Genomic DNA, 19582 nt, shown 5'->3' on the forward strand with positions numbered 1-19582 from the left:
TGAGTCGGAAGTCGTGCACCGGTGGGAGTGGCGTGTTTCCACACCGTGTCCGACGTGTCACGATCCGGTCGTGGGGAGGGTGTCATGGGTGGTCGTCCGATCTCGGTGACCGACCGGGACCGGGCCGTGTCCCGGGTGCTCGCGGGTGCCTCCGTCGCCGAGGCGGCCGCGGAGGTCGGCGCCTCCGCGTCGACGGTGCGGCGGTGGGTGCACCGGACCGCACGTGGGGAGTCCCTGGCCGACCGGCCGCGTCCCGGTCGGCCGCGGATCCAGGACACCGCGCAGGGTGTCGTGGCCGCGGTGCTCGCGACCGCTGGCGCCCGGGTGGACTCCGCGGACTACTCGACCCGGGCGGTCGCCCGGGCCACGGGCCTGAGCCAGAGCGTGGTCTCCCGGGTGGCGAGTGGGATGTCCGTCGAGGCCCGCGAGGCCCGGGACGACGAGATCGTGGTGTTCGCCGTCGGGTTCCCGGTCCTCGTCGTCGGCACGCGGCCCGTCGTCGGTGGTGCGCGGCGCACCCGCAGTGAGCGGGCCCTGCGGCGGCGCGCCTCGGCGGTCGTCGCCGGTGTCCACGCCTCCGGGGTCGACATGTGGGCCGACCGGTTCGACTCCGACCACCGTCAGGTCCGCCGGGAGGACGTCGCCACGGTGGTGCGGGGTGCCGCGCCCGCGCGCTGGGTGGCCTACGATCCGCACGGGGACCTGGACGTCGGTCGGTTGCCGGGGAAGGGGGTCTCCGACACCTCCTTCGGGTCCTTCATCGGGAACCTGACGGGGCTCCTGGCGACCGTCGTCGACGTGCCCGGTTCGCTGCTCGATCTGGTCGCGGCGCGGGCAGCCCGCGGGCTCGAAGGATTGATGTGGTCACCAGGTGGACAGCCCCTCCGGCGGGCAGAATCCACCACTTTGGAATCATTCGGGCTGGTCCCGGACTCCCGATGGCTGCCGAGGGAGAACCAGTCGATGACGGAGCAGCTCGCCTACGCCCTGCGTCAGGAGATCATCGACTCCGGCTACCGGTCGGGGGACCGGATCCGTCCGACCGTCCTGGTCCACCGCCTGGGGGTGCCGCGCACGGCCGTCGACGCGGCGCTGCGCCGGATGGTCGACGACGAGATCCTCGACGGGTCGCGCGGCGGGGTGCGGATCCCCGACATCACCCCGACCGACGTCCTCGACCTCTATGCCGCCAGGCGGTCGCTCGGCGCGATCCTGCTGCGGAACCTGGCCACGCGCCCCAAGCGGCATCTCGTGCCGGTGAGGCAGGCACTCCAGCGGGTCGAGGCCGTCTCGGAGATGCGCCGGGACGGGCTGACGGAATGGGACGAGGTCGAAAACGCGGACCTGCGGTTCCAGCAGGAGCTGGCGCGGGCCGCCGGTCTCACACAGACCTCGCGCGCCTTCGAGTCCCTCACCCTGCGGCTGCGCATGTACATCTCCGTCCTCCGGCTCGACTACGGCTCGGCGAGCGAACGGATCGTCTACGACGACCGGCGGATCTTCTCCTTCGTCGAACGTTCCGATGCGGTCGCCGCCGTCCGCGCCTGGACCGCGAAGGTGGACAACTCGGTGCGACTCATGTCCGGGATCGCCGGTCAGCGGCGGTTCGACGTGTCCCTGTGGAACCGCCTCACCACCGACTGACCGGGTCCCGGAGGGCCGTGGCCTCGAAAGCCCGGTCCGGACGGCCGACTCCGGCGGCCGGTGTCAGCGACCGCGGCCGGTGACGATGAGCGTGGCGACCCCGATCCCGATGAGCAGGAGCGCCATGACGAGCATCGTCACGGACCGGGCGCCCGTGATCGGGAGGGAGCCCGGGCCGGATTCCTCGGTGGTCTCCGCGGTCGGAGTGGGTGCTGAGGACGGAGTCGGTTCCGAGGTGGGCGCGGGCGCGGGAGGCGGTGTGGTCTCCGGTGTGACCCCGGGTGTGGTCTCCGACGGCGGGCTCTCGACCGGGGCACTCTCCTCGGGCGGGGCCGAATCCGTCGGCATCGGCGCGGTCGTCTCCGGGGTCGTCGGGGTCTCCTCCGGAGGGGTCGACGGGGTGTCCGGGGGAGGCGTGTCCGAGGGCGTGGGCCGTTCCGGTTCCTCCGGGGGAGTCGAGGACGGAGTCTCCTCCGGGACGGTGCGCGGCGACCGCGGCGGGCTCGACGGGGGCGGGCTCGACGGAGGCGGAGAGGTGGGGCGTTCGGAAGCAGGGGTGGTTTCCTCCGGAGTCGACCGTTCCGGCTCGGGCTCCTCGGGCGTTTCCGGCCCCGGAGTACGCGGAGTCGGCGGCCCCGGGGTCGCAGGGGTCTCCGGAGGCGCGGGAGTTTCAGAGGGCTCAGGGCTCTCCGGCGGCGCGGGACTCTCCGGGGTCGGTGCGGAGTCCGTGGGGGAGTCCCAGGTCCGCGGCGGCTGGGTGAAAGGACTCTGCCGCGGCTCCGGAGAAGTCGGAGCGGGAGAGGTCGGCGCCCGAGACGTCGGACCGGTGTTCTCCACATCCTCCGACGCGTTCTCGTCCGTGTCGTCCACAGGGGAAAGACGCACGCTCGGTCCGGTCCCGGCCGCGACGGAGAGGTACTGGACGAGCGCGGTCTGGGGTGCCGGGGCGACGACGTTCTGGGTCCGTTGCCGTCTGCGGTCGGGTCGGTGGAACTCGACGACCTGCGGAGCCAGGTCCGTCACCGTGACCTCCACGTCGACCGAGTCCTCCGGGTCCTCCGGCACGACCCGGACCGAAGCGGCGGTCCGCCCGGTCGTGAACGCCTCCTGCGAGACGGTCCCGCCGGTGACCGACAGTTCGATCCGGGCTCCGGGGACGGGCACCTCGCCCGCGCCCTCGACGGTGGACCGGAGGGTGAAAGCACCCGGCGGGTCCGTGGAATCCGCGGCGTCAGTGCTCCCGACCGTCCCGGTCTCCGCGCTCCGGTCCACCTCGACGTCGAGCGTGTAGGGGCCGGCGAAGGCACGGGAGTCCCGTCGCAGGTCCTCGAGGGCCCTGTCGACCTCGGAGAAGTCCGGCCCCAACTGCGCGACGGGGACGGGCTCGATCCGGTGGCGGTGCGGGATGTCCGGGTGGGTGCGCATGAGTTCGGAGAGCGCGGCCTGTTCGACCGGGTCGGTCGACCGGGACCAGTGGTGCAGGGCCCAGGCGGCCTCCGGCGCCTCGATGAGGCGTTCGGGCTCGGCGTCGAACAGGGCGGCCCGGGGAGAACCCCGGCCGGCGTCGACGCAGTAGGCGACCTGGGCCCGGCCACCGGCGATCGTGCCCGCGAAGGTGTTGTAGCTGCCGTACCAGGTGGCCCGTCCCCGGTCGTCCCGGTACTCGATGCCTGTGCCCCGCAGTCCCGCATCGGAGGCGAGGACCGCGGGGACGGGGACGAGGACGAGCAGGAGGAGGAAGGCGGTGGTGAGCCAGTGGCGGGAGAGGTGTGAACGTGTGGGTGATGTCGGGTGTCGTCGAGTCATGGACCCATCGGAACCCCGACACGGTGGCCGACGGCAGGGGCGGATTCCGCCTGTGGACGACGGGCTCCGCGTCCACAGGCGACGACGCCGGAGGTGTGTGGATCGTCCACAGGCACCGTGACGCAGGTCGGGTCCACGACGGCGGACCCGGGTTCGGCCCGGACCGCGGCTGCCGGTAGAGTGCGGACCGGAAACCCGTGTTGCCGGACCGCCTCCTTCCAGCCGGGCTCCCGACGGACGCGTACACCGCCGACGTGTCACCGTGCGAGGATCGTGAGGCCCCGCCGGGTCCCGGCGACCGTGTGTCCCCGGGGCGTCGGAGGGACGTGGAGGGGACCGACAGCGATCATCGACCCGAGGGATGAGATGTCGTACACCAAGGAAAGCGTGGACGTGGTCCTCGTCGGCAGCGGAATCATGAGTGCCACGCTGGGCACTCTGCTGTCGGAGCTGCAGCCCGACTGGGACATCCGCGTCTACGAGCGTCTGGACTACGTGTCCCGTGAGAGCTCCGACCCGTGGAACAACGCCGGTACCGGTCACGCGGCGCTCTGCGAGCTCAACTACACCCCGCAGGGCAAGGACGGCTCGGTCGACATCACGAAGGCCGTGAACATCAACGAGCAGTTCCACGTCTCGCGGCAGCTGTGGTCGAACTTCGTCGACGAGGGCATCATCACCGACCCCTCCTCCTTCATCAGCCAGGTCCCCCACGTGTCCTACGGCCGCGGCGAGAAGGGCCGGGACTACATCAAGGCCCGCTACGACGCCATGACGGCGAACCCCCTGTTCAAGGACATGGAGTTCTCCGACGACCAGGCCACGCAGGCCGAGTGGCTGCCGGCCATGTTCGCCGATCGGGGCCCCGGTCAGGTCAACGGCATCTCCCGCACCGAACTCGGGACCGACGTCGACTTCGGGTCGCTCTCCCGCCAGCTGCTCACCCACATGAGCTCCAAGAACACGCAGATCCGTACCGGCCACGAGGTCACCGACCTCACCCGGACCGCCGACGGTTGGAAGGTCTCCGTCACGGACTCCGCCTCCTCCGAGTCCTTCGACGTCGACGCCAAGTTCGTCTTCATCGGTGCCGGCGGCGGCGCACTGCAGCTGCTCCAGAAGTCCGGCATCGCCGAGGGCAAGGGCTACGGCGGCTTCCCCGTCTCCGGTCTGTTCCTGCGCACCTCGAACCCGGAGCTCGTGGAGAACCACCACGCGAAGGTCTACGGCCAGGCCGCCATCGGCGCTCCGCCCATGTCGGTGCCGCACCTGGACACCCGCGTGATCAACGGCAAGAAGTACCTGATGTTCGGCCCCTACGCCGGCTTCTCGCCCAAGTTCCTCAAGTCGGGCCGCTTCACCGACCTGCCGTTCTCCGTTCGCGGCGACAACCTGGGCACGATGCTCAACGTCGCCAAGGACAACACGGACCTCGTCACGTACCTGGTCGGTGAACTCGCCGCCTCGAAGGCCAAGAAGTACGACGCCCTGCGCGACTTCCTGCCCGAGGTGGACCCGGAGGACTGGGAGTTCATCACCGCCGGTCAGCGCGTGCAGGTGATGAAGCCCAAGGGCCGGGGTGGCGAGCTCGGCTTCGGCACCGAGGTCATCACCGCCGCCGACGGGTCGATCTCCGCGCTCCTCGGTGCCTCCCCGGGCGCCTCGACCGCGGCACCCATCATGCTCGGCCTCCTGCAGAAGTGCTTCCCGCAGCAGTTCTCCGGGTGGGAGACCAAGCTCAAGCAGATGGTCCCCTCCTTCGGTCGCAAGCTGCACGAGGACGAGACCCTGCTCGACGAGCTCTCCGAGTACACCGCGCGCACGCTCCAGCTGGTCAAGTGACCCCGGGGCCGTGATGGCCCTGTCACGCTCCCGAGGCGCTCTGCACTTCCCGTGGGAAGTGCAGAGCGCCTCGTGCGTAGTGCGAACCCGCCACACGAGGTGTGTTCCGGTGTCCGTGGCGGCAGGTAGGTTTGTCCCGAACGTGACCGTGACGTATCCGTGACGAGGGATGTGGGAACGATGAGTCAGGACCCGCGGCAGTGGCAGCCGGGCGCCCAGGGCCCCGGCGGTGGGCAGCAGTACCCGCATCCGGGTGGGCCGCAACAGGGTGGGCCGCCCGCCGGCGCGCAGCCACAGGGCGGGCAGCCGCAGTACCGGCCGGAACAGCGGCAGTACGAGCAGTCGCGGCTGCACCCGACGATCACCCAGGCCATGCGCGTGAAGGCCGGGGTGGAGCAGTACTCCGGTGGGCCGATCCAGGACGAGTGGTCCACCCAGGCGATCATGCGGATGCCCCGGCAGAACCCGGACGAGGGTTCGAAGACCGCGCGGACCGTCGGGATGTGGGTGGTCGGGGGCGCGCTCCTCCTGCTCTTCGCCGCGGTGCTCGTGTTCCTCCTCATCGGGTTCATCGTCTCGCGCATGCCCGGCGGCGGTATCCCGGTCTTCCTGCTCTCCGGGTTCTCGCTCGCCTGGATCGCGGCCTCGATCATCTGGTTCGACCGGTGGAAGCCCCAGCCGGTCGCGCTCCTGCTCTCCTGTGTCGCCTGGGGCGGCGCGGCGTCGGTCATCGCCACCCTCGTGCTCGGCGGGATCATCGACTTCTTCCTGGCGATCGTCGGGCTGCCGCCCTTCAGCGGACACCCGCTCATCGGCCCGATCGTGAGTGCCCCGGTACTGGAGGAGGGGACCAAGGGTGTCTTCCTCGTCATCCTCGTGCTCGCGTTCCGCAAGTACTTCGAGGGGCCGATGGACGGGTGGATCTACGGGACCCTCATCGGTGCGGGGTTCGCCTTCACGGAGAACCTGCTCTACCTGGGCGGTGCCTATGCCGACGGGGCCCAGTACGGGTACGGCGCCGAGGCGCTCGGACTCACGTGGCTCATGCGTGTGGTCCTCAGCCCGCTCGGCCACTCCGCGTACACGGCTCTCGCGGGGATCTCCATCGGGTTCGCCGCCCGGCGTGGTCGATGGTGGATCGCGATCCTCCTGTGGTTCCCCGGACTGATCGCCGGGATGTTCCTCCACGGTGCGTGGAACGCCTTCGCGACCGTCATGTCCGCCATGGGGGCGGGGCTGTTCGTCCAGTTGTTGGCGGTCGCCCTGTTCGGTGGGCTCGTCTCGATCGGGTGGTTTGTCACCGGCCTGATCCTGCGCAGCAACGAGGCCAAGCACACCAAGCAGATGCTCGGTGAGTACGCGAACGCCGGCTGGCTCACCCACAACGAGGTCGACATGCTCGGCACCTGGAAGGGCCGACGGGCCGGGATGCGGTGGGCGGCCCGGTACCCGGAGGCCAAACCGGTGATGAGCAAGCTCATCCGGTCCGGTGCGCACCTCTCGGGCATCCGGGAGCGCGTGCTCGCGGGGCTCGGTGGGCAGAAGGAACGCGACATCGAGACCTATCAACTCGAACACTTCACCAAGCTCCGGCAGTTGCTCATGTACAAGGTGCAGAAGTCGAACCGGCAGACCGGGCAGGGCATGCAGCAGGGCATCCCGTCCCAGCACGGAATGGCGCAGCAGCAGGGGATGCCACCCCAGGGGATTCCGCCGCAGCAGGGGCCGGGGCAGTTCGCCGGTCCACCGCAGGGCATGCCACCCCAGGGCATGCCACCCCAGGGCATGCCTCCGCAGGGCGGGCACCCGCCACAGGGGTACGGACAGCAGGGTCAGCCGGGTCCGCGGTACTGAACCACATGACAGGAGGGACCACGAGGTGAGCACACCGCCGGAGAACCGGTTCCAGGGACGGGCGCCCTACGCCCCACCGATGGCACCGGGGCGAAACGACCGGACGGCCGTGGCGACCTACGGCGGGCAGGTCGACGACGCCTGGTCGACGCAGGCGATCATGCGGATGCCGCAACCGGACCCGGAGGCCCGGTCCCGGACCGCGCGGACGATCGTCATCTGGGTGATCGTCGGGCTGCTCGTCCTGCTCATGGGCATCACCCTGCTCGTCGTCGGCGTCCAACTCATCGCCCTGCAGGTCCCGGCCCGGGAGGGGCTGCTCGCGGTCCTCCTCTCGGCGGTCCCGCTCACGTGGATCACGGCGGTGATCGTGTGGTTCGACCGGTGGAAACCACAGCCGATTCCGTTCATCGTCGCCGCCGTCCTGTGGGGTGCGGCCGTGGCCGTGCTCGCCACCTTCCTCCTGTCCTTCATCGCCGATCGGGTGGTCGCCACGACGGTGGGTGTGCCCTTCACCGCCGATCCGATCCTCGCCCCCGTCGTGAGCGCGCCGATCATCGAGGAGTTCACCAAGGGTCTGTTCCTCGTCGTCCTCGTCCTGGGGTTCCGCAAGTACTTCGAGGGACCGCTCGACGGGTGGATGTACGGCACGCTCGCCGGTGCGGGCTTCGCCTTCACGGAGAACATCCTCTACCTGGGGCGTGCCTCGACGGAGGGGCTGGCGGCACTCGGCATGCTGTTCGTCCTCCGCGGGGTGCTCAGCCCCCTCATCCACTCCGCCTTCACCGCGGCCGCAGGTATGTCGATCGGGCTCGCGGCCCGGCGCGGGGCGTGGTGGACGGCGCTCATCATGTGGATCCCGGGTCTGTGCGTCGGCATGCTGTTGCACGGCATGTGGAACGGAGTGAGCACGATCGTCTCCGCCCGCGTGCCCCAGCAGGGGACCCTGGGTCTGGTCGTGACGATCGGGGTGGTCGTCGTGATGTCCGCCGTCCTGTCCTGTGCGTGGTTCACCGTCGGATTGGTCCTGCGGCACCAGGAGGCCAAGCACACCCGGACCATGCTCACCGACTACGCGAAGGCCGGGTGGATGACCCCGCGTGAGGTCCAGATGCTCGGCACCTGGAAGGGCCGGCGGGCGGGCCGCCGCTGGGCGAAGAAGTACCCCGGGGCGAAGAAGGAGATGGCGCGCCTGGTCCGCATGGGCGCGCACCTCGCCGGTGTCCGGGAGCGAGTGGTCTCCGGGATCGGCGGGGACAAGGAGAAGGAGACGGAGACCTACCTGCTGGAGAAGTTCACCCGGCAGCGGAAACTGCTCCAGCACCGGGTGAACACCGCCGGGGCCGCAGGACACGGGTCAGGAGGACCGGGGTCGGGCGGTCCGCGATCCGCGCCGCCACGGGTTCCCGTGCAGGCCGGGTTCACTCCACCAGATCGATGGAGCCGATGACGGCCCGGTGATCGCTCGTCCCGCGGTCGAGCACCTCGTCACCCACGGGTTCCAGGGCACCGCCGACCATGATGTGGTCGAGGCGGGTGACCGGGAGGATCGCGGGCCACGTGTACCCGAACCCGCCGCCCGTGGCCTGGCGGGTGTCCTCGAGCATCGCGTCGAGTTCGGCGAAGTACCGGTCGGAGTACGAGGTGTTGAAGTCCCCGGCGACGACGATGCGCTCCGCGTCGTCCGCGGCGATCACGTCCGCCAGTTGCTCCAGACCGGTGTTGCGCAGGGACTCGTGACCCGGCCGGACCGAGGGCAGGTGGACGGCGTAGAACCGGATGTCACCGTGGTCGGTGCTGATGGTCGTGGCGAAGGCCCGGGTCCACTGCATGCCCAGGGTGTACTCCTCGGGCGGGGTCATGGGCCACTTGGACCACACACCCACGGACTCGACCTTCCGCGCGTGCGGGTAGGCCTCCGAGAGTTCCTCGGTGATGATCTGACCCGACAGCGACTCGATCTCCTGGATCGCGACGATGTCTGGTTCCTGGTCGATGATGCTGTGCGCCGTCGCGGTCGGCTGGGGCAGGCGGGCCCCGACATTGTGGGTGGCGACGAGCAGGTCCGGATCCTCCGGCGGGGAGGCCGGGCGCAGGAAGGCCCCGAACATCGACCCCCAGACCAGGCAGGGGATCAACAGTCCCGCGACGCTGAACCAGCTGAGGCGGATGAGCGTGAGCAGGGCGAGGAACACGAGCAGGACCCACGTCCACGGCAACAGGGTCTCCACCACGAGGGCGAGACCGTACGTGGTGGGGATCAACCCGTGGATGGCGAGGGCTGCGGCGAGCACGGCTCCGAGCACGAAGACGAACACGCCCTTGGAGGAGGAACGGCGGCTGGACATCGGGCCCGAGTCTATGGCGACCGGCTGAGGGAGGGCTGGGGGAGGTGTGTGCGGTGTGTCTCGTCCGGGCAGGGCGCCTGGGCGGCGATACGGGCGGCGTGGAACTCAGCGGTGGGGTGCCGGGGTTCGGGCGGTGATGAACTCAGCGGCTCGCGGTGGCGGTCCAGACCTGGACGTCGGGGTGCTCGTCGTAGCGGTACCCGAGGCCGCGGATGGTGCGGACGACGGAGGAGTAGTCGCCCAGGCGCTTGCGCAGGCGGCGTACGTGGACGTCGACGGTGCGGTCGTCGGGACGTTCGGAGTCGCCGGTCCACAGGGCGTCGATGAGGTCGTCGCGGCTGAGCGTCGAGCCCGGGGAGGACACGAGGGTGGCGAGGAGGTCGAACTCCTTGGTCGTGACGGTCACGAGGGAGTCGTCGATGTGGACCTCGCGGCGCGGGATGTCGATCCGCAGACCCGAGGAGGCCTCCGGGACGGGGCGGACGTTCTCGCGGGCGGCCGGCGGGCGGAGACGGCCGGGCACGCGGGACCGGACGGGGCCGTGGCGGCCGGCGGGCTTGCCGGAGGCCGCGGACGATCCGACGTTGACGGCGCGGACCGCGTCGAGGTCGCTGCCCAGGCCCTGCGGGGCGAGCGCGATGATCGCCTGGGTCTGGGCCTGGGTGGACAGTTCGTGCGCGTACTCCTGGAGCGCGTGGGCGATCGCGGCCAGGTTGGTCCCGTCCTCGGCGGCCTTCGACTCGTCGAGTCCGATGTAGAGGACGATGCCGCGCGCCGCCTGCGGACCGGGGGAGACCCCTGCGGGGCCGTAGGTGCGGGGCGCGGTCCGGGGATCGACTGGGGTCAAGGGGGTTCCTCTGCGGCGGGTCGCGGCCGCAGAGCGCGGGTGTGCGCGGTCTTCGGCCTGGTCGGGGGTGGTCGAGGTGGACTCGGCGGTGTGCGCGGGGGTGATCGGGGCGACGGTCATGGCGGCTCCTCCTTCGAGGGGTGGAAGGCAGCTGCGGGAGGACACCGGTGGGGTGTCGGATGGAACCGTCCGTGACGCGGGCAGCCGGTCAGAGGTGGTCACGGACGCAGGGCATCGACATACATGTCGGGCTGCGGTCCGTGGGAGCCCCTGCTGCGGAAATCCCTGCCGTGGGGACTCCTGCCGTACGTGTGATCATGCCGTCATTGTTCTTCACACTCGGAAGATGTGACAACGGTGAGGTCCGGATCCCGGGAAAATATGACGTCACATGACGAAGCGAGGCCCGGCCGGATGGGTCGGCCGGGCCTCGGGATCCGCGGATTACCGGGGATCGGCGCGAGTCGGGTGCGCGCGGTGTGACGTCCGGGGACAACGGGAGTCGATGTCATGTGACGTCACATGCAGGCGGTGGAGAACTCTCCGGTCAGACCACGCCGTACAGGCGGTCACCGGCATCGCCGAGACCGGGGACGATGTAGCCCTTCTCGTTGAGCTTCTCGTCGAGGGCCGCGGAGTAGACGGTCACGGCGGCGACCCCGTCGAACTTCTCGCTCACGGCCTTCACACCCTCCGGGGCGCTCACCAGGCAGATGCACGTGACGTCGTGGGCGCCGCGGGCCAGCAGGTACTCGATCGCCATGATGAGGGTGGAGCCGGTGGCGAGCATGGGGTCGACCAGGTACACCTGCCGACCCGTGAGGTCGGCGGGCAGGCGCTCGGCGTAGGTGGAGACCTCGAAGGTCTCGTCGTCGCGGACCATGCCCAGGAAGCCCACCTCGGCGGTGGGGATCATGCGGGTCATGCCCTCGAGCAGGCCGAGACCGGCCCGCAGGATCGGCACGACGACGGGGCGCGGTTCGCTGATCGTCACCCCGGTCATCGGGGAGACGGGGGTGGTGATCTCCTTGGGCTCCACGCGCAGACCACGGGTCGCCTCGTAGGCCAGGAGGGTGACGAGTTCGTCGGTGAGTGCCCGGAACCGGGCGGAGTCCGTCTGCTCGTCACGGAGGACGGTGAGCTTGTGGGCGATGAGCGGGTGGTCCGGGACGTGGAGTTCCATGGGCCCGAATCTACCGGAGACGCGCCCCGCCGGGCAGGTGTGCACGGGGTCGGGGACCGGGAGATTCGACACGTGCACACGGATCGCGGCTGCAGGCGTCCACACCCGGCGGGGATCCGGGCACAATGGGGGCATGTCGTACTTCACGGAGATCCTCACCGAGTTCCCGGACGGATACCGGGCCACCGATCTGGACGTCACCGACCACTCCTCCCTCGACGATCTCGTCGACGTCATGCGCGGCGCGGGCGAGGTGGACGGCGAGGCGGTCGCCGTCATCGAGCACGAGGACGAGTGGTTCGCCCTCATCCGTCTCACCGGCGACGACGACGTCAAGGTCTTCGTCTCCGACATCGAGGCGGCGGCGAACAGCCCCTTCGCGGACCTCCTCGTCGACTACCTCGACTCCCCGGTCGACGAGTACGAACCGGAGGAGGACTCCTACTCGGACACCTCCGACGCCGACGGCGCGGAGGACGTCGACGGAGACGGTGAACCCGACGAGGGCGAGGAGGACGAGGTCTCGATGTTCGTCCCGGACCCCGATGCCGAGTTCGCCGGCGACGTCGACATCTTCGCCGACCGCGGCGTCCCGGCCGCAGACCTCATCGACCAGGTGGGCAAGTACCAGTCGGACCCCGCCCGTGTCGTCGCGCACGTCGGCGAGATCGTCGGGTTCGCCGACCAGCTGGAAGCCGCACGCTGAGCACCGACTGCGCGCGTGGGCGGAGCCGGGTACGCGGATTCGACGGGCGCCGGCCGGAGTTCGTCACGTGGATGCGTCAGGCGCTCGCCCAGGCCCGTGCCGCCGCGGCCGGTGACGACGTGCCGGTCGGTGCGGTCGTCGTCGACGCGGAGGGTCGGGTCGTCGGTCGCGGGCACAACCTGCGGGAGATCGACCACGACCCCACCGCGCACGCCGAGGTCGTCGCCCTCCGCGAGGCCGGCCGAGCCCTCGGCCGCTGGCGCCTGGACGGATGCACGCTCGTCGTCACGCTCGAGCCCTGCGTCATGTGTGCCGGTGCGGCCGTCGCCGCCCGCGTCGACCGGATCGTCTTCGGCGGCTGGGACGACAAGGCCGGCGCGACCGGCTCCGTCTGGGACCTCCCGCGGGACCGGGCCTCGCTCCACACGCCCGAGGTGTACTCCGGGGTCCTCGCCGAGGAGTGCACCGCTCTGCTCACGGACTTCTTCGCCACCCGCCGGGGGTGAGGAGGCCCTTCGGACTTCCAGTGTCGAATCTTTGGCGTTTCACGGGGTCTGATCCGCCAAAGAATCCACACTGGACGAACGCGTGAGCGTCGTGATCCTCGTCTCAGACGCCTGCTCCGGTTTTGAGGTCCACCGCGGGACTGGTTAGAGTAGTTCTCGGTAGCGTGTCCGAGCGGCCGAAGGTGCAACACTCGAAATGTTGTGTACGGTAACCCCGTACCGTGGGTTCAAATCCCACCGCTACCGCCAGGCGAAATGCCGTGAGAAGCCCGGGACGTCGACGACGCCCCGGGCTTCTTCGCGTCAATGGCGGGTCGACGTGGCCCACTCCGCCCTCATCGGGTCGATAGGCTCGGGGCATGACTCCCCTCCGGTTCGCATCGCGCCTCCCGCGCACCTCGCTCCGTCCCGCGCTGGGCGTCGCGACTGCACTCGCGCTCCTCGGTTCCCTCACCGCTTGCTCGGTCGGCGCCGTCACAGAACCCGCTCCCGTTGCGATGTCCCCCTCCGCCGAGTCCGCTGAGTCGGGCACTCCCGCCGTCTCCACCGCCACCGCCGAGGCGCTCTCCCCACGACCGACTCCCACGCCGACCCCGACAACCGAACCGCCGAGCATCGAGGACATCCCGACGGCCGGCAGCGGTGAGTGGGACGCACCGGCCGAGGCGATCGGTCCGTCGACGGACGAGGGCACGCCCTTCCGCGTGATGCTGCGGGTCGAGGACAACGTGCCGATCGACGCGGACGAGGCGGCCGCCTTCGTCATGGACACCCTGCAGGACGAGCGCGGCTGGCAGGACCTGGACGGGGTCGCCTTCGAACTCGTCACCGAGGGCGACTACGAGGTGCGGATCAACATCGCGAGCCCGGACACCGTCGACCACCGGTGCCTGCCGCTCGACACGATCGGGGAACTCTCCTGCCGCAGCGGCTCCCAGGTGAACCTCAACGCCAAACGCTGGGTGGGCGCGACGGAGGACTTCGACTCGCTCACCGTCTACCGGCAGTACCTGGTCAACCACGAGGTCGGCCACGCGCTCGGTCACGGCCACGAGTACTGCCCCGGCGCCGGCGAACCCGCACCGCTCATGCAGCAACAGTCCAAGGGACTCAACGGCTGCGAACCCAACGCCTGGCCCTCAGTGGCCTGACCGTCCGCCCCGCCGCCGAGGTGCCTCAGGCCTCGGGCAGAGGTGCGACGTACCCGCGGACGAACCTCTCGACGCCCTCCCAGGCGCGGTCCGCGACCTCCGGGGCGGAGAGGAAGGAGTCGTGGAGGGCACCCGGCACCCGGTCGATGACGACCGTCGAGGAGACCGAGGGTGCCCGTCCGGCGATCTGGTCGACGTCGAGGATGATGTCCGCCGCCGCCATCCGGTGCGAGTAACTGGTGCCGCGCACGCTCTCCGTCGAGGTCTGCACGTGGACGGGGACGTCGATCGACAGCCCGTCCTCCACGCGTTCGTGCCCGTCGAAGATCGCGGCGAGCCACCCGGGATAGACGGGGAAACTGCCCGTGGGCTTGAGTCGGAGGTCGTAGGGCACGGCACCGGCGTGGCTCGCGACCGAGAGTGTGTAGAAGTTCGGCATGTCGACCGGGATCGGATTGCGCCACAACTGCTTGTTGCCCAGGCCGCCGAGCTCCAGGAGGGGTTTGAGCAGCTTGCGGGCGCCCGCGGTGAACTGGAACTCCAGCCACGGGGAGTGGAGGACGAGCGCGGAGGCCCGCCCCGGGTGCCGGTCCGCCCACAGCGTGAGCACCAGCCCGCCGGTCGAGTGGCCGGCGAGGACGATGCGGGTCCCGGGCGCCTCGGCGTCGATGAGGTCGAGGGCGGCACCGATCTCGACCTCATACTCGTCGAGGTCCTCGATGTAGCCCGGGCGGGTCGTCTCCCCGGACCCGTCGAGGGCGCGGCCCGACCCGTCGAACCCGGACGCGAGCAGGCTGCGCCCGTAGCCCCTCAGGTCGAGGGCGTAGAACCGGGCGCCGAGCCCGGCCCACTTCACCGCGAGGTCCCGGTGGAAGAAGTAGTCGGACCACCCGTGGACCCAGAGGACGGCGCATCCGGCGGCCGGGCCCTCCGCGGCCACTGCACCCCGGAAGGCGACGAGGGTCCCCTCGTCCGGGAGCGCACGGGCCTCGAAGGGTTCGCCGAGCAGGGTGTCGGTGCTCCAGTCGGCAGGAGCGGGGTCGGGGATCGGGTCCGGCTCCGGGTCGGGGTCCGGGCTCACCGCCACCGCCGGCGGGCGGTCGAGAAGAGACCGCGGACGACGCCCCGGACCACCTGCTTGGTGACCGGCGAGCTGAGCACCTGTTCGAGCCGGGACTCGTCCCGGCGCCGGGAGGTCGTCCGCCGCCGGGACCCGGAGGACCCCGCCGAGGTCGGCAGGGGCAGCCGCGGCGACCCGGACGAGCGGACCTCCTCCTCCAGTGCGCGCTCCTCGGCGGCCCTCGCCTCGGCCGCTGCGGCCTCCTCCTCGGCGCGTTCGGCATCCTCCGCAGCGTTCATCCGGGCGGCGAGGATCTCGTGTGCGGACTCCGGGTCGACGGTCGTGCCGTACTTCTCGAGCAGGTCGGAGGCCTCGATCGTCGCCTCGATCGTGCCCGCGGGCGCGACGGACATGAGGCCCTGGGGTGCGCGCATCCGGGTCCACGCGACCGGTGTCGGCGCACCCTTCTCGCTCATGACGGTGACGATCGCCTCGCCGGTGCCGAGTTCCTGGATCACGCGCTCCAGGTCGTAGCCGGACTCCGGGTAGGTCCGCACCGTCGACCGCAACGCCTTCGCGTCGTCGGGGGTGAAGGCACGCAGGGCGTGCTGCACGCGGGAACCCAACTGCCCGAGCACCTCGCCGGGCACGTCCTTGGGCGTCTGCGTGACGAAGAAGACGCCCACGCCCTTCGACCGGATGAGGCGCACGGTCTGGACGACGGAGGCGAGGAAGTCCTTCGAGGCGTCGCGGAACAGCAGGTGCGCCTCGTCGAAGAAGAACACGAGTGTGGGCTTGTCCGGATTGCCGACCTCCGGCAGTTCCTCGAACAACTCCGCGAGCAGGTACATGAGGAAGGTGGAGAACAGCGCCGGCTTGCTCGCGACGTCCGGCAGCTCCAGCAGGTTGAGGTACCCGCGGCCGTCCGCATGGTGCCGGATGAGGTCGGTGACCTCGAACTCCGGTTCGCCGAAGAACGTGTCAGCCCCGTCCGCGGCGAACCCCACGAGCTCGCGCAGGATCACCCCGACCGTCGCCTTCGAGATCCCGCCGAGCTCCCGCAGGTCCTCCTTGCCCTCCTCGCTCGTGAGGTGGGTGAGCACGGCACGCAGGTCCGCGAGGTCGACGAGCGCCAGCCCGTTCTCGTCGGCGTAGTGGAAGACGAGCTGCAGGCTCGACTCCTGCGTGTCGTTGAGGCCGAGGACCTTGGACAGCAGGAGCGGCCCGAACGCGCTCACCGTGGCCCGGATCGGGATCCCCGTGTGCGCGTTGGTCTCCCGGTCGCCGCCGAGCGCGAAGAACTCGACGGCCGAGGCCTTCGGCTCCCACCCCTGCCCGATCCCGCGTGTGCGGTCCAGCAGTCCCGCGCTCGACTCGCCGGGGACGGCCACCCCCGAGAGGTCGCCCTTCATGTCGGCGGCGAACACGGGCACGCCCTTGTCCGCCAGCTGCTCCGCGATGCCCTGGAGAGTGCGCGTCTTGCCGGTGCCGGTGGCCCCGGCGATGAGTCCGTGCCGGTTCATCATCCGCAAGGGCACCCGTACCTGCGCCTGCGGGACGGCCACGCCGTTCACGGCGGCGCCGAGGTCGAGCGTCTCCCCGGAGAAGTCGTAGCCGGCCACGATCTCCCGGAGTTCCTCGGTGCCGAGCGGTCCGTCGGTCTCCGGGAGGGGATCCGCGCCCGAGGCGCCCTGCACCTCGGGCCCACCCGTGGCGGGCGCCTCGGGCGCGGGATCCGTGGTCCCGGCGGGGGATTCCGCGGGTGCGTCGGTGGTGTCTGCGGGAGCCTCTGCGCCGGCGCGGAGGGCGGCGGCCTCGGCCCTGGCGGCGGCGGCCTCGGCAGCGGCGAGGGCGGCCTTCTTCTCCGCGAGTTCGAGGGCCGCGCGGGCGGCCTCGGCCTCGGCCTTGAGACGGGCGAGTTCGGTGGCGGCAGAATCGGAGGCGCTCATGGGCGCGAGTATAGCCAGCGTGACCCCGGGCACACGGCGAGGGCCGCAGCGGATGTGGAACCATACACACATGACCACCGATTTCCGATTCCGTCCCTCCCTCGCGACGACGCCCGCCTATGTCCCGGGCAAGCCCCCGCAGGCGCCGGAGGGTGTGACGAGCCACAAGCTCTCCTCGAACGAACTCCACCTGGAGCCCCTGCCCGGTGTCGTGCAGGCCGTCGCCGAGGCCGCGACCAACCCCGCCACCTACCCGGATCCGGCGGCCAAGGCGCTCACGGCGGAGCTCGCCGCGCACCTCGACGTCGACCCGGCCCGGGTGATCCTCACCGCCGGTGGGTCCGAGGGTCTGTCCGCGATGGCGCTCGCCACCCTCGAGGCCGGACGCGAGGTCGTCTTCCCGTGGCCGTCCTTCGAGTCCTACCCGCAGCTGGCCGCCCGGCAGGACGCCCGTGCGATCCGCGTGCCGCTCACCGCCGAAGCCCGCCACGACCTGCCGGCGATGGCCGCCGCGCTCACCGACGCCACGGGCCTCGTGCTCCTGTGCTCGCCGAACAACCCGACGGGCCCGGCCCTCCGCACGGACGAGTTCCGCGAGTTCATGGCGCAGGTGCCGACCGACGTGCTCGTCGTCCTCGACGAGGCGTACCTGGAGTTCGTCACCGATCCGGACGCCGTCGACGGCCTGGCCGAGATGGCCACGTACCCCAACCTCGTGCTCGTCCGCACCTTCTCGAAGGCGCACGGCCTCGCGGGCCTGCGCGTCGGCTACACCGTGGCGGACCCGCGAGTGATCGCCGAACTGCGCAAGACCGTCGCCGTGTTCTCCGTGCCCGCCGTGAGCCAGGCGGCCGCCCTCGAATCCGTCCGTCGCTGGTCGGAGGTCGAGGTGCGCGCCAAGCAGGTGGCCGACACCCGTGATCGCCTGGCCGCCGGGCTGCGCGCCCAGGGTTGGCAGGTCCCCGACGCACAGGCGAACTTCGTGTGGGTGCCGCTGGACGACGAGGCGGCCGCCCGACTCGAAGCCGAGTTCCTGGCCGTCGGCCTGTCCGTCCGCAAGCTGCCCGGCGGAATCCGGATCTCGATCGGTGCCGACGAGGCCATGGACCGGGTCCTGCAGGTCACCGCCGCGTTCCGGGCGGAGTCCCAGGGTGCCTCGGGAGCCGACGATGCCGCCTGAGGACGCCGTGATCCCGGGTCCCGCCGCGGTCGCAGGGGACGGGACCGGTCCCGCCGCCGAGGCGCCCGCCCTCCTCGGCGCGGACGTGCCCCTCGACCTCGCGCCTCTGTCCGCCGCCCTGTCCGCCGGTGCGCTCGTCACGGACGACGACGTCGTGGCCGCGCACGCGGAGGACCGGGCCCGGTTCTGCCCGGCGGGGAGAGCCCGTGGACTCGTCCGGGCGAAATCCGTCGAGGACGTGCAGGCGACCCTGCGCTTCGCCCACGAACACCGGGTCCCGGTCGTGCCCCAGGGTGCGCGGACGGGACTGTCCGGGGCGGCGAACGCCGTCGAGGGCTGCCTGCTGCTGAGCGTGGCCGGGATGGACCGGGTGCTCCACGTCGACGAGGTGGAGAAGACCGTCCGGGTCGAGCCGGGTGTCATCAACCAGGACCTCAAGGACCACCTGAAGCCCTACGGACTGTCCTACCCGCCGGATCCCGGCTCGGTGGCGATCAGCACGATCGGGGGCAACGTCGCGACGAACGCCGGCGGTCTGTGCTGTGTGAAGTACGGCGTCACCCGGGACTACGTGCGGGCCCTGCGGGTGGTGCTCGCCGACGGCAGTCTCACGACGGTGGGACGGCCGACGGCCAAGGGGGTCGCCGGGCTGGAGCTCGGGCAGTTGTTCGTCGGTTCGGAGGGGACGCTCGGTGTCGTCGTCGAGGTGCTCCTCGAACTTGTCCCGGCGCTGCCCGACCCGATCACGGGCGTCGCGCTCTTCGCGGATCCCGCGCACGCGGCCGCGACGGTCACCGACTTCATGGGCAGTGGTGCACGCCCGGCGCTCCTCGAACTGCTCGACGGGGCGAACATCCGGTTGCTCAGTGCCTTCGGGGATTTCGGGCTCGACGAGTCCGCCGGCGCCATGCTCCTCGTCCAGTCGAACGGTGACGGGAGCCTGGAGGCCGCGGCTGCCGAACTGGAGTCGTTCACGGCGATCGCGCGGGACAACGGCGCGACCGAGGTGATGTTCTCCGAGGACCCGGCGGACGCGGAACTCCTGATCGTCGCCCGGCGGTCGATCGGACCGGCGGGGGAGAAGTTCTGCCACGAGAACGGTTACAGCTCGCTCGTCGACGACATCTGCATCCCGCGGGCCCGGCTGGCCGAGTACTTCGCCCGGCAGGACGCCCTGCAGGCGGAGTACCCGCAGCTGTTCTTCAACACCGCCGCCCACGCCGGTGACGGGAACCTGCACCCCTGCGTCATGTTCCCGCAGGACGACGCGGAGGCGGTGGCGCAGGCGCAGGAGGCGTTCGGCCGGATCATGCAGCTGGGCCTCGAACTCGGCGGCACGATCACCGGTGAGCACGGCGTCGGGGCGCTCAAGGCCCCGTGGCTCGGTCAGGAACTCGACGAGGCGAACCGCCGCATGCACCGCGGGATCAAGCAGGCACTCGACCCCCGTGGGATCCTCAATCCCGGCAAGATGCTCAGCGGCCTCTGACCCTGCGGTCCGGCAGC

The 19582-nt window shown here is 70.8% G+C and carries 15 protein-coding genes and 1 tRNA gene; 10 read left to right on the forward strand and 6 right to left on the reverse strand.

Annotated elements, in window-relative coordinates:
- Window positions 1–84: 84 nt before the first annotated feature.
- Window positions 85–1644: a helix-turn-helix domain-containing protein gene (locus AAD496_RS02660; protein WP_349827085.1), complete on the forward strand. Its 1560-nt coding sequence runs from the start codon at window positions 85–87 to the stop codon at window positions 1642–1644.
- A gap of 63 nt (window positions 1645–1707) precedes the next feature.
- On the opposite strand, the gene AAD496_RS02665 is transcribed toward AAD496_RS02660, so the two are convergent.
- Complete coding sequence (locus AAD496_RS02665) at window positions 1708–3450, reverse strand: hypothetical protein (protein WP_349827086.1); 1743 nt, start codon at window positions 3448–3450, stop codon at window positions 1708–1710.
- A gap of 366 nt (window positions 3451–3816) precedes the next feature.
- On the opposite strand from AAD496_RS02665, the gene AAD496_RS02670 reads away from it, so the two are divergent.
- From AAD496_RS02670 to AAD496_RS02680, 3 genes are all read left to right on the forward strand, one after another.
- A complete protein-coding gene (locus AAD496_RS02670; RefSeq protein ID WP_349827087.1) occupies window positions 3817–5292 on the forward strand; it encodes a malate:quinone oxidoreductase in 1476 nt (491 codons plus the stop codon).
- A gap of 180 nt (window positions 5293–5472) precedes the next feature.
- The gene (locus AAD496_RS02675) at window positions 5473–7146 is read left to right on the forward strand and encodes a PrsW family glutamic-type intramembrane protease (RefSeq protein WP_349827088.1); all 1674 of its coding nucleotides are present in this window, start codon (window positions 5473–5475) and stop codon (window positions 7144–7146) included.
- Window positions 7147–7171: 25 nt separating this feature from the next.
- Entirely contained in the window at window positions 7172–8596 is a 1425-nt protein-coding gene (locus AAD496_RS02680; RefSeq protein ID WP_349827090.1) for a PrsW family intramembrane metalloprotease, read from the forward strand.
- Here AAD496_RS02680 and AAD496_RS02685 read toward each other — a convergent pair.
- The 3 genes from AAD496_RS02685 to upp form a co-directional block, all read right to left on the reverse strand.
- Window positions 8568–9494 carry an endonuclease/exonuclease/phosphatase family protein gene (locus AAD496_RS02685; RefSeq protein ID WP_349827091.1) on the reverse strand — a complete coding sequence of 309 codons (927 nt, stop codon included), beginning with the start codon at window positions 9492–9494 and terminating at the stop codon, window positions 8568–8570. The genes AAD496_RS02680 and AAD496_RS02685 overlap by 29 nt on opposite strands.
- Window positions 9495–9636: 142 nt before the next feature.
- The gene (locus tag AAD496_RS02690) at window positions 9637–10461 is read right to left on the reverse strand and encodes a winged helix-turn-helix domain-containing protein (protein ID WP_349827092.1); all 825 of its coding nucleotides are present in this window, start codon (window positions 10459–10461) and stop codon (window positions 9637–9639) included.
- Between the two features lie 427 nt (window positions 10462–10888).
- A complete protein-coding gene (gene upp, locus AAD496_RS02695) occupies window positions 10889–11524 on the reverse strand; it encodes a uracil phosphoribosyltransferase (RefSeq protein WP_349827093.1) in 636 nt (211 codons plus the stop codon).
- A gap of 133 nt (window positions 11525–11657) precedes the next feature.
- On the opposite strand from upp, the gene AAD496_RS02700 reads away from it, so the two are divergent.
- From AAD496_RS02700 to AAD496_RS02715, 4 genes are all read left to right on the forward strand, one after another.
- Window positions 11658–12230: a tRNA adenosine deaminase-associated protein gene (locus AAD496_RS02700; protein WP_349827094.1), complete on the forward strand. Its 573-nt coding sequence runs from the start codon at window positions 11658–11660 to the stop codon at window positions 12228–12230.
- A gap of 71 nt (window positions 12231–12301) precedes the next feature.
- Window positions 12302–12736 carry a tRNA adenosine(34) deaminase TadA gene (gene tadA / locus AAD496_RS02705; protein ID WP_349827095.1) on the forward strand — a complete coding sequence of 145 codons (435 nt, stop codon included), beginning with the start codon at window positions 12302–12304 and terminating at the stop codon, window positions 12734–12736.
- 158 nt (window positions 12737–12894) lie between these two features.
- A tRNA-Ser gene (locus tag AAD496_RS02710) sits at window positions 12895–12985 on the forward strand.
- 110 nt (window positions 12986–13095) lie between these two features.
- Window positions 13096–13887: a DUF3152 domain-containing protein gene (locus AAD496_RS02715; protein ID WP_349827096.1), complete on the forward strand. Its 792-nt coding sequence runs from the start codon at window positions 13096–13098 to the stop codon at window positions 13885–13887.
- Between the two features lie 25 nt (window positions 13888–13912).
- On the opposite strand, the gene AAD496_RS02720 is transcribed toward AAD496_RS02715, so the two are convergent.
- Both AAD496_RS02720 and AAD496_RS02725 read right to left on the reverse strand, forming a co-directional pair.
- Complete coding sequence (locus AAD496_RS02720) at window positions 13913–14968, reverse strand: alpha/beta hydrolase (RefSeq protein WP_349827097.1); 1056 nt, start codon at window positions 14966–14968, stop codon at window positions 13913–13915.
- A complete protein-coding gene (locus tag AAD496_RS02725) occupies window positions 14965–16896 on the reverse strand; it encodes a helicase HerA-like domain-containing protein (protein WP_349827098.1) in 1932 nt (643 codons plus the stop codon). Before AAD496_RS02725 ends, AAD496_RS02720 begins: the two co-directional genes overlap by 4 nt.
- A 70-nt stretch (window positions 16897–16966) precedes the next feature.
- Between AAD496_RS02725 and AAD496_RS02730 the strand changes: the two genes are divergently transcribed.
- Together AAD496_RS02730 and AAD496_RS02735 are read left to right on the forward strand one after the other, a co-directional pair.
- The gene (locus tag AAD496_RS02730) at window positions 16967–18076 is read left to right on the forward strand and encodes a histidinol-phosphate transaminase (RefSeq protein ID WP_349827099.1); all 1110 of its coding nucleotides are present in this window, start codon (window positions 16967–16969) and stop codon (window positions 18074–18076) included.
- The gene (locus tag AAD496_RS02735) at window positions 18066–19565 is read left to right on the forward strand and encodes an FAD-binding oxidoreductase (protein ID WP_349827100.1); all 1500 of its coding nucleotides are present in this window, start codon (window positions 18066–18068) and stop codon (window positions 19563–19565) included. The genes AAD496_RS02730 and AAD496_RS02735 overlap by 11 nt, the downstream gene beginning before the upstream one ends.
- The last annotated feature ends 17 nt before the right edge of the window (window positions 19566–19582 follow it).

Origin of the sequence: Brevibacterium litoralis (assembly GCF_040212315.1) — a bacterium.
Classification (GTDB): Bacteria; Actinomycetota; Actinomycetes; order Actinomycetales; family Brevibacteriaceae; genus Brevibacterium; species Brevibacterium litoralis.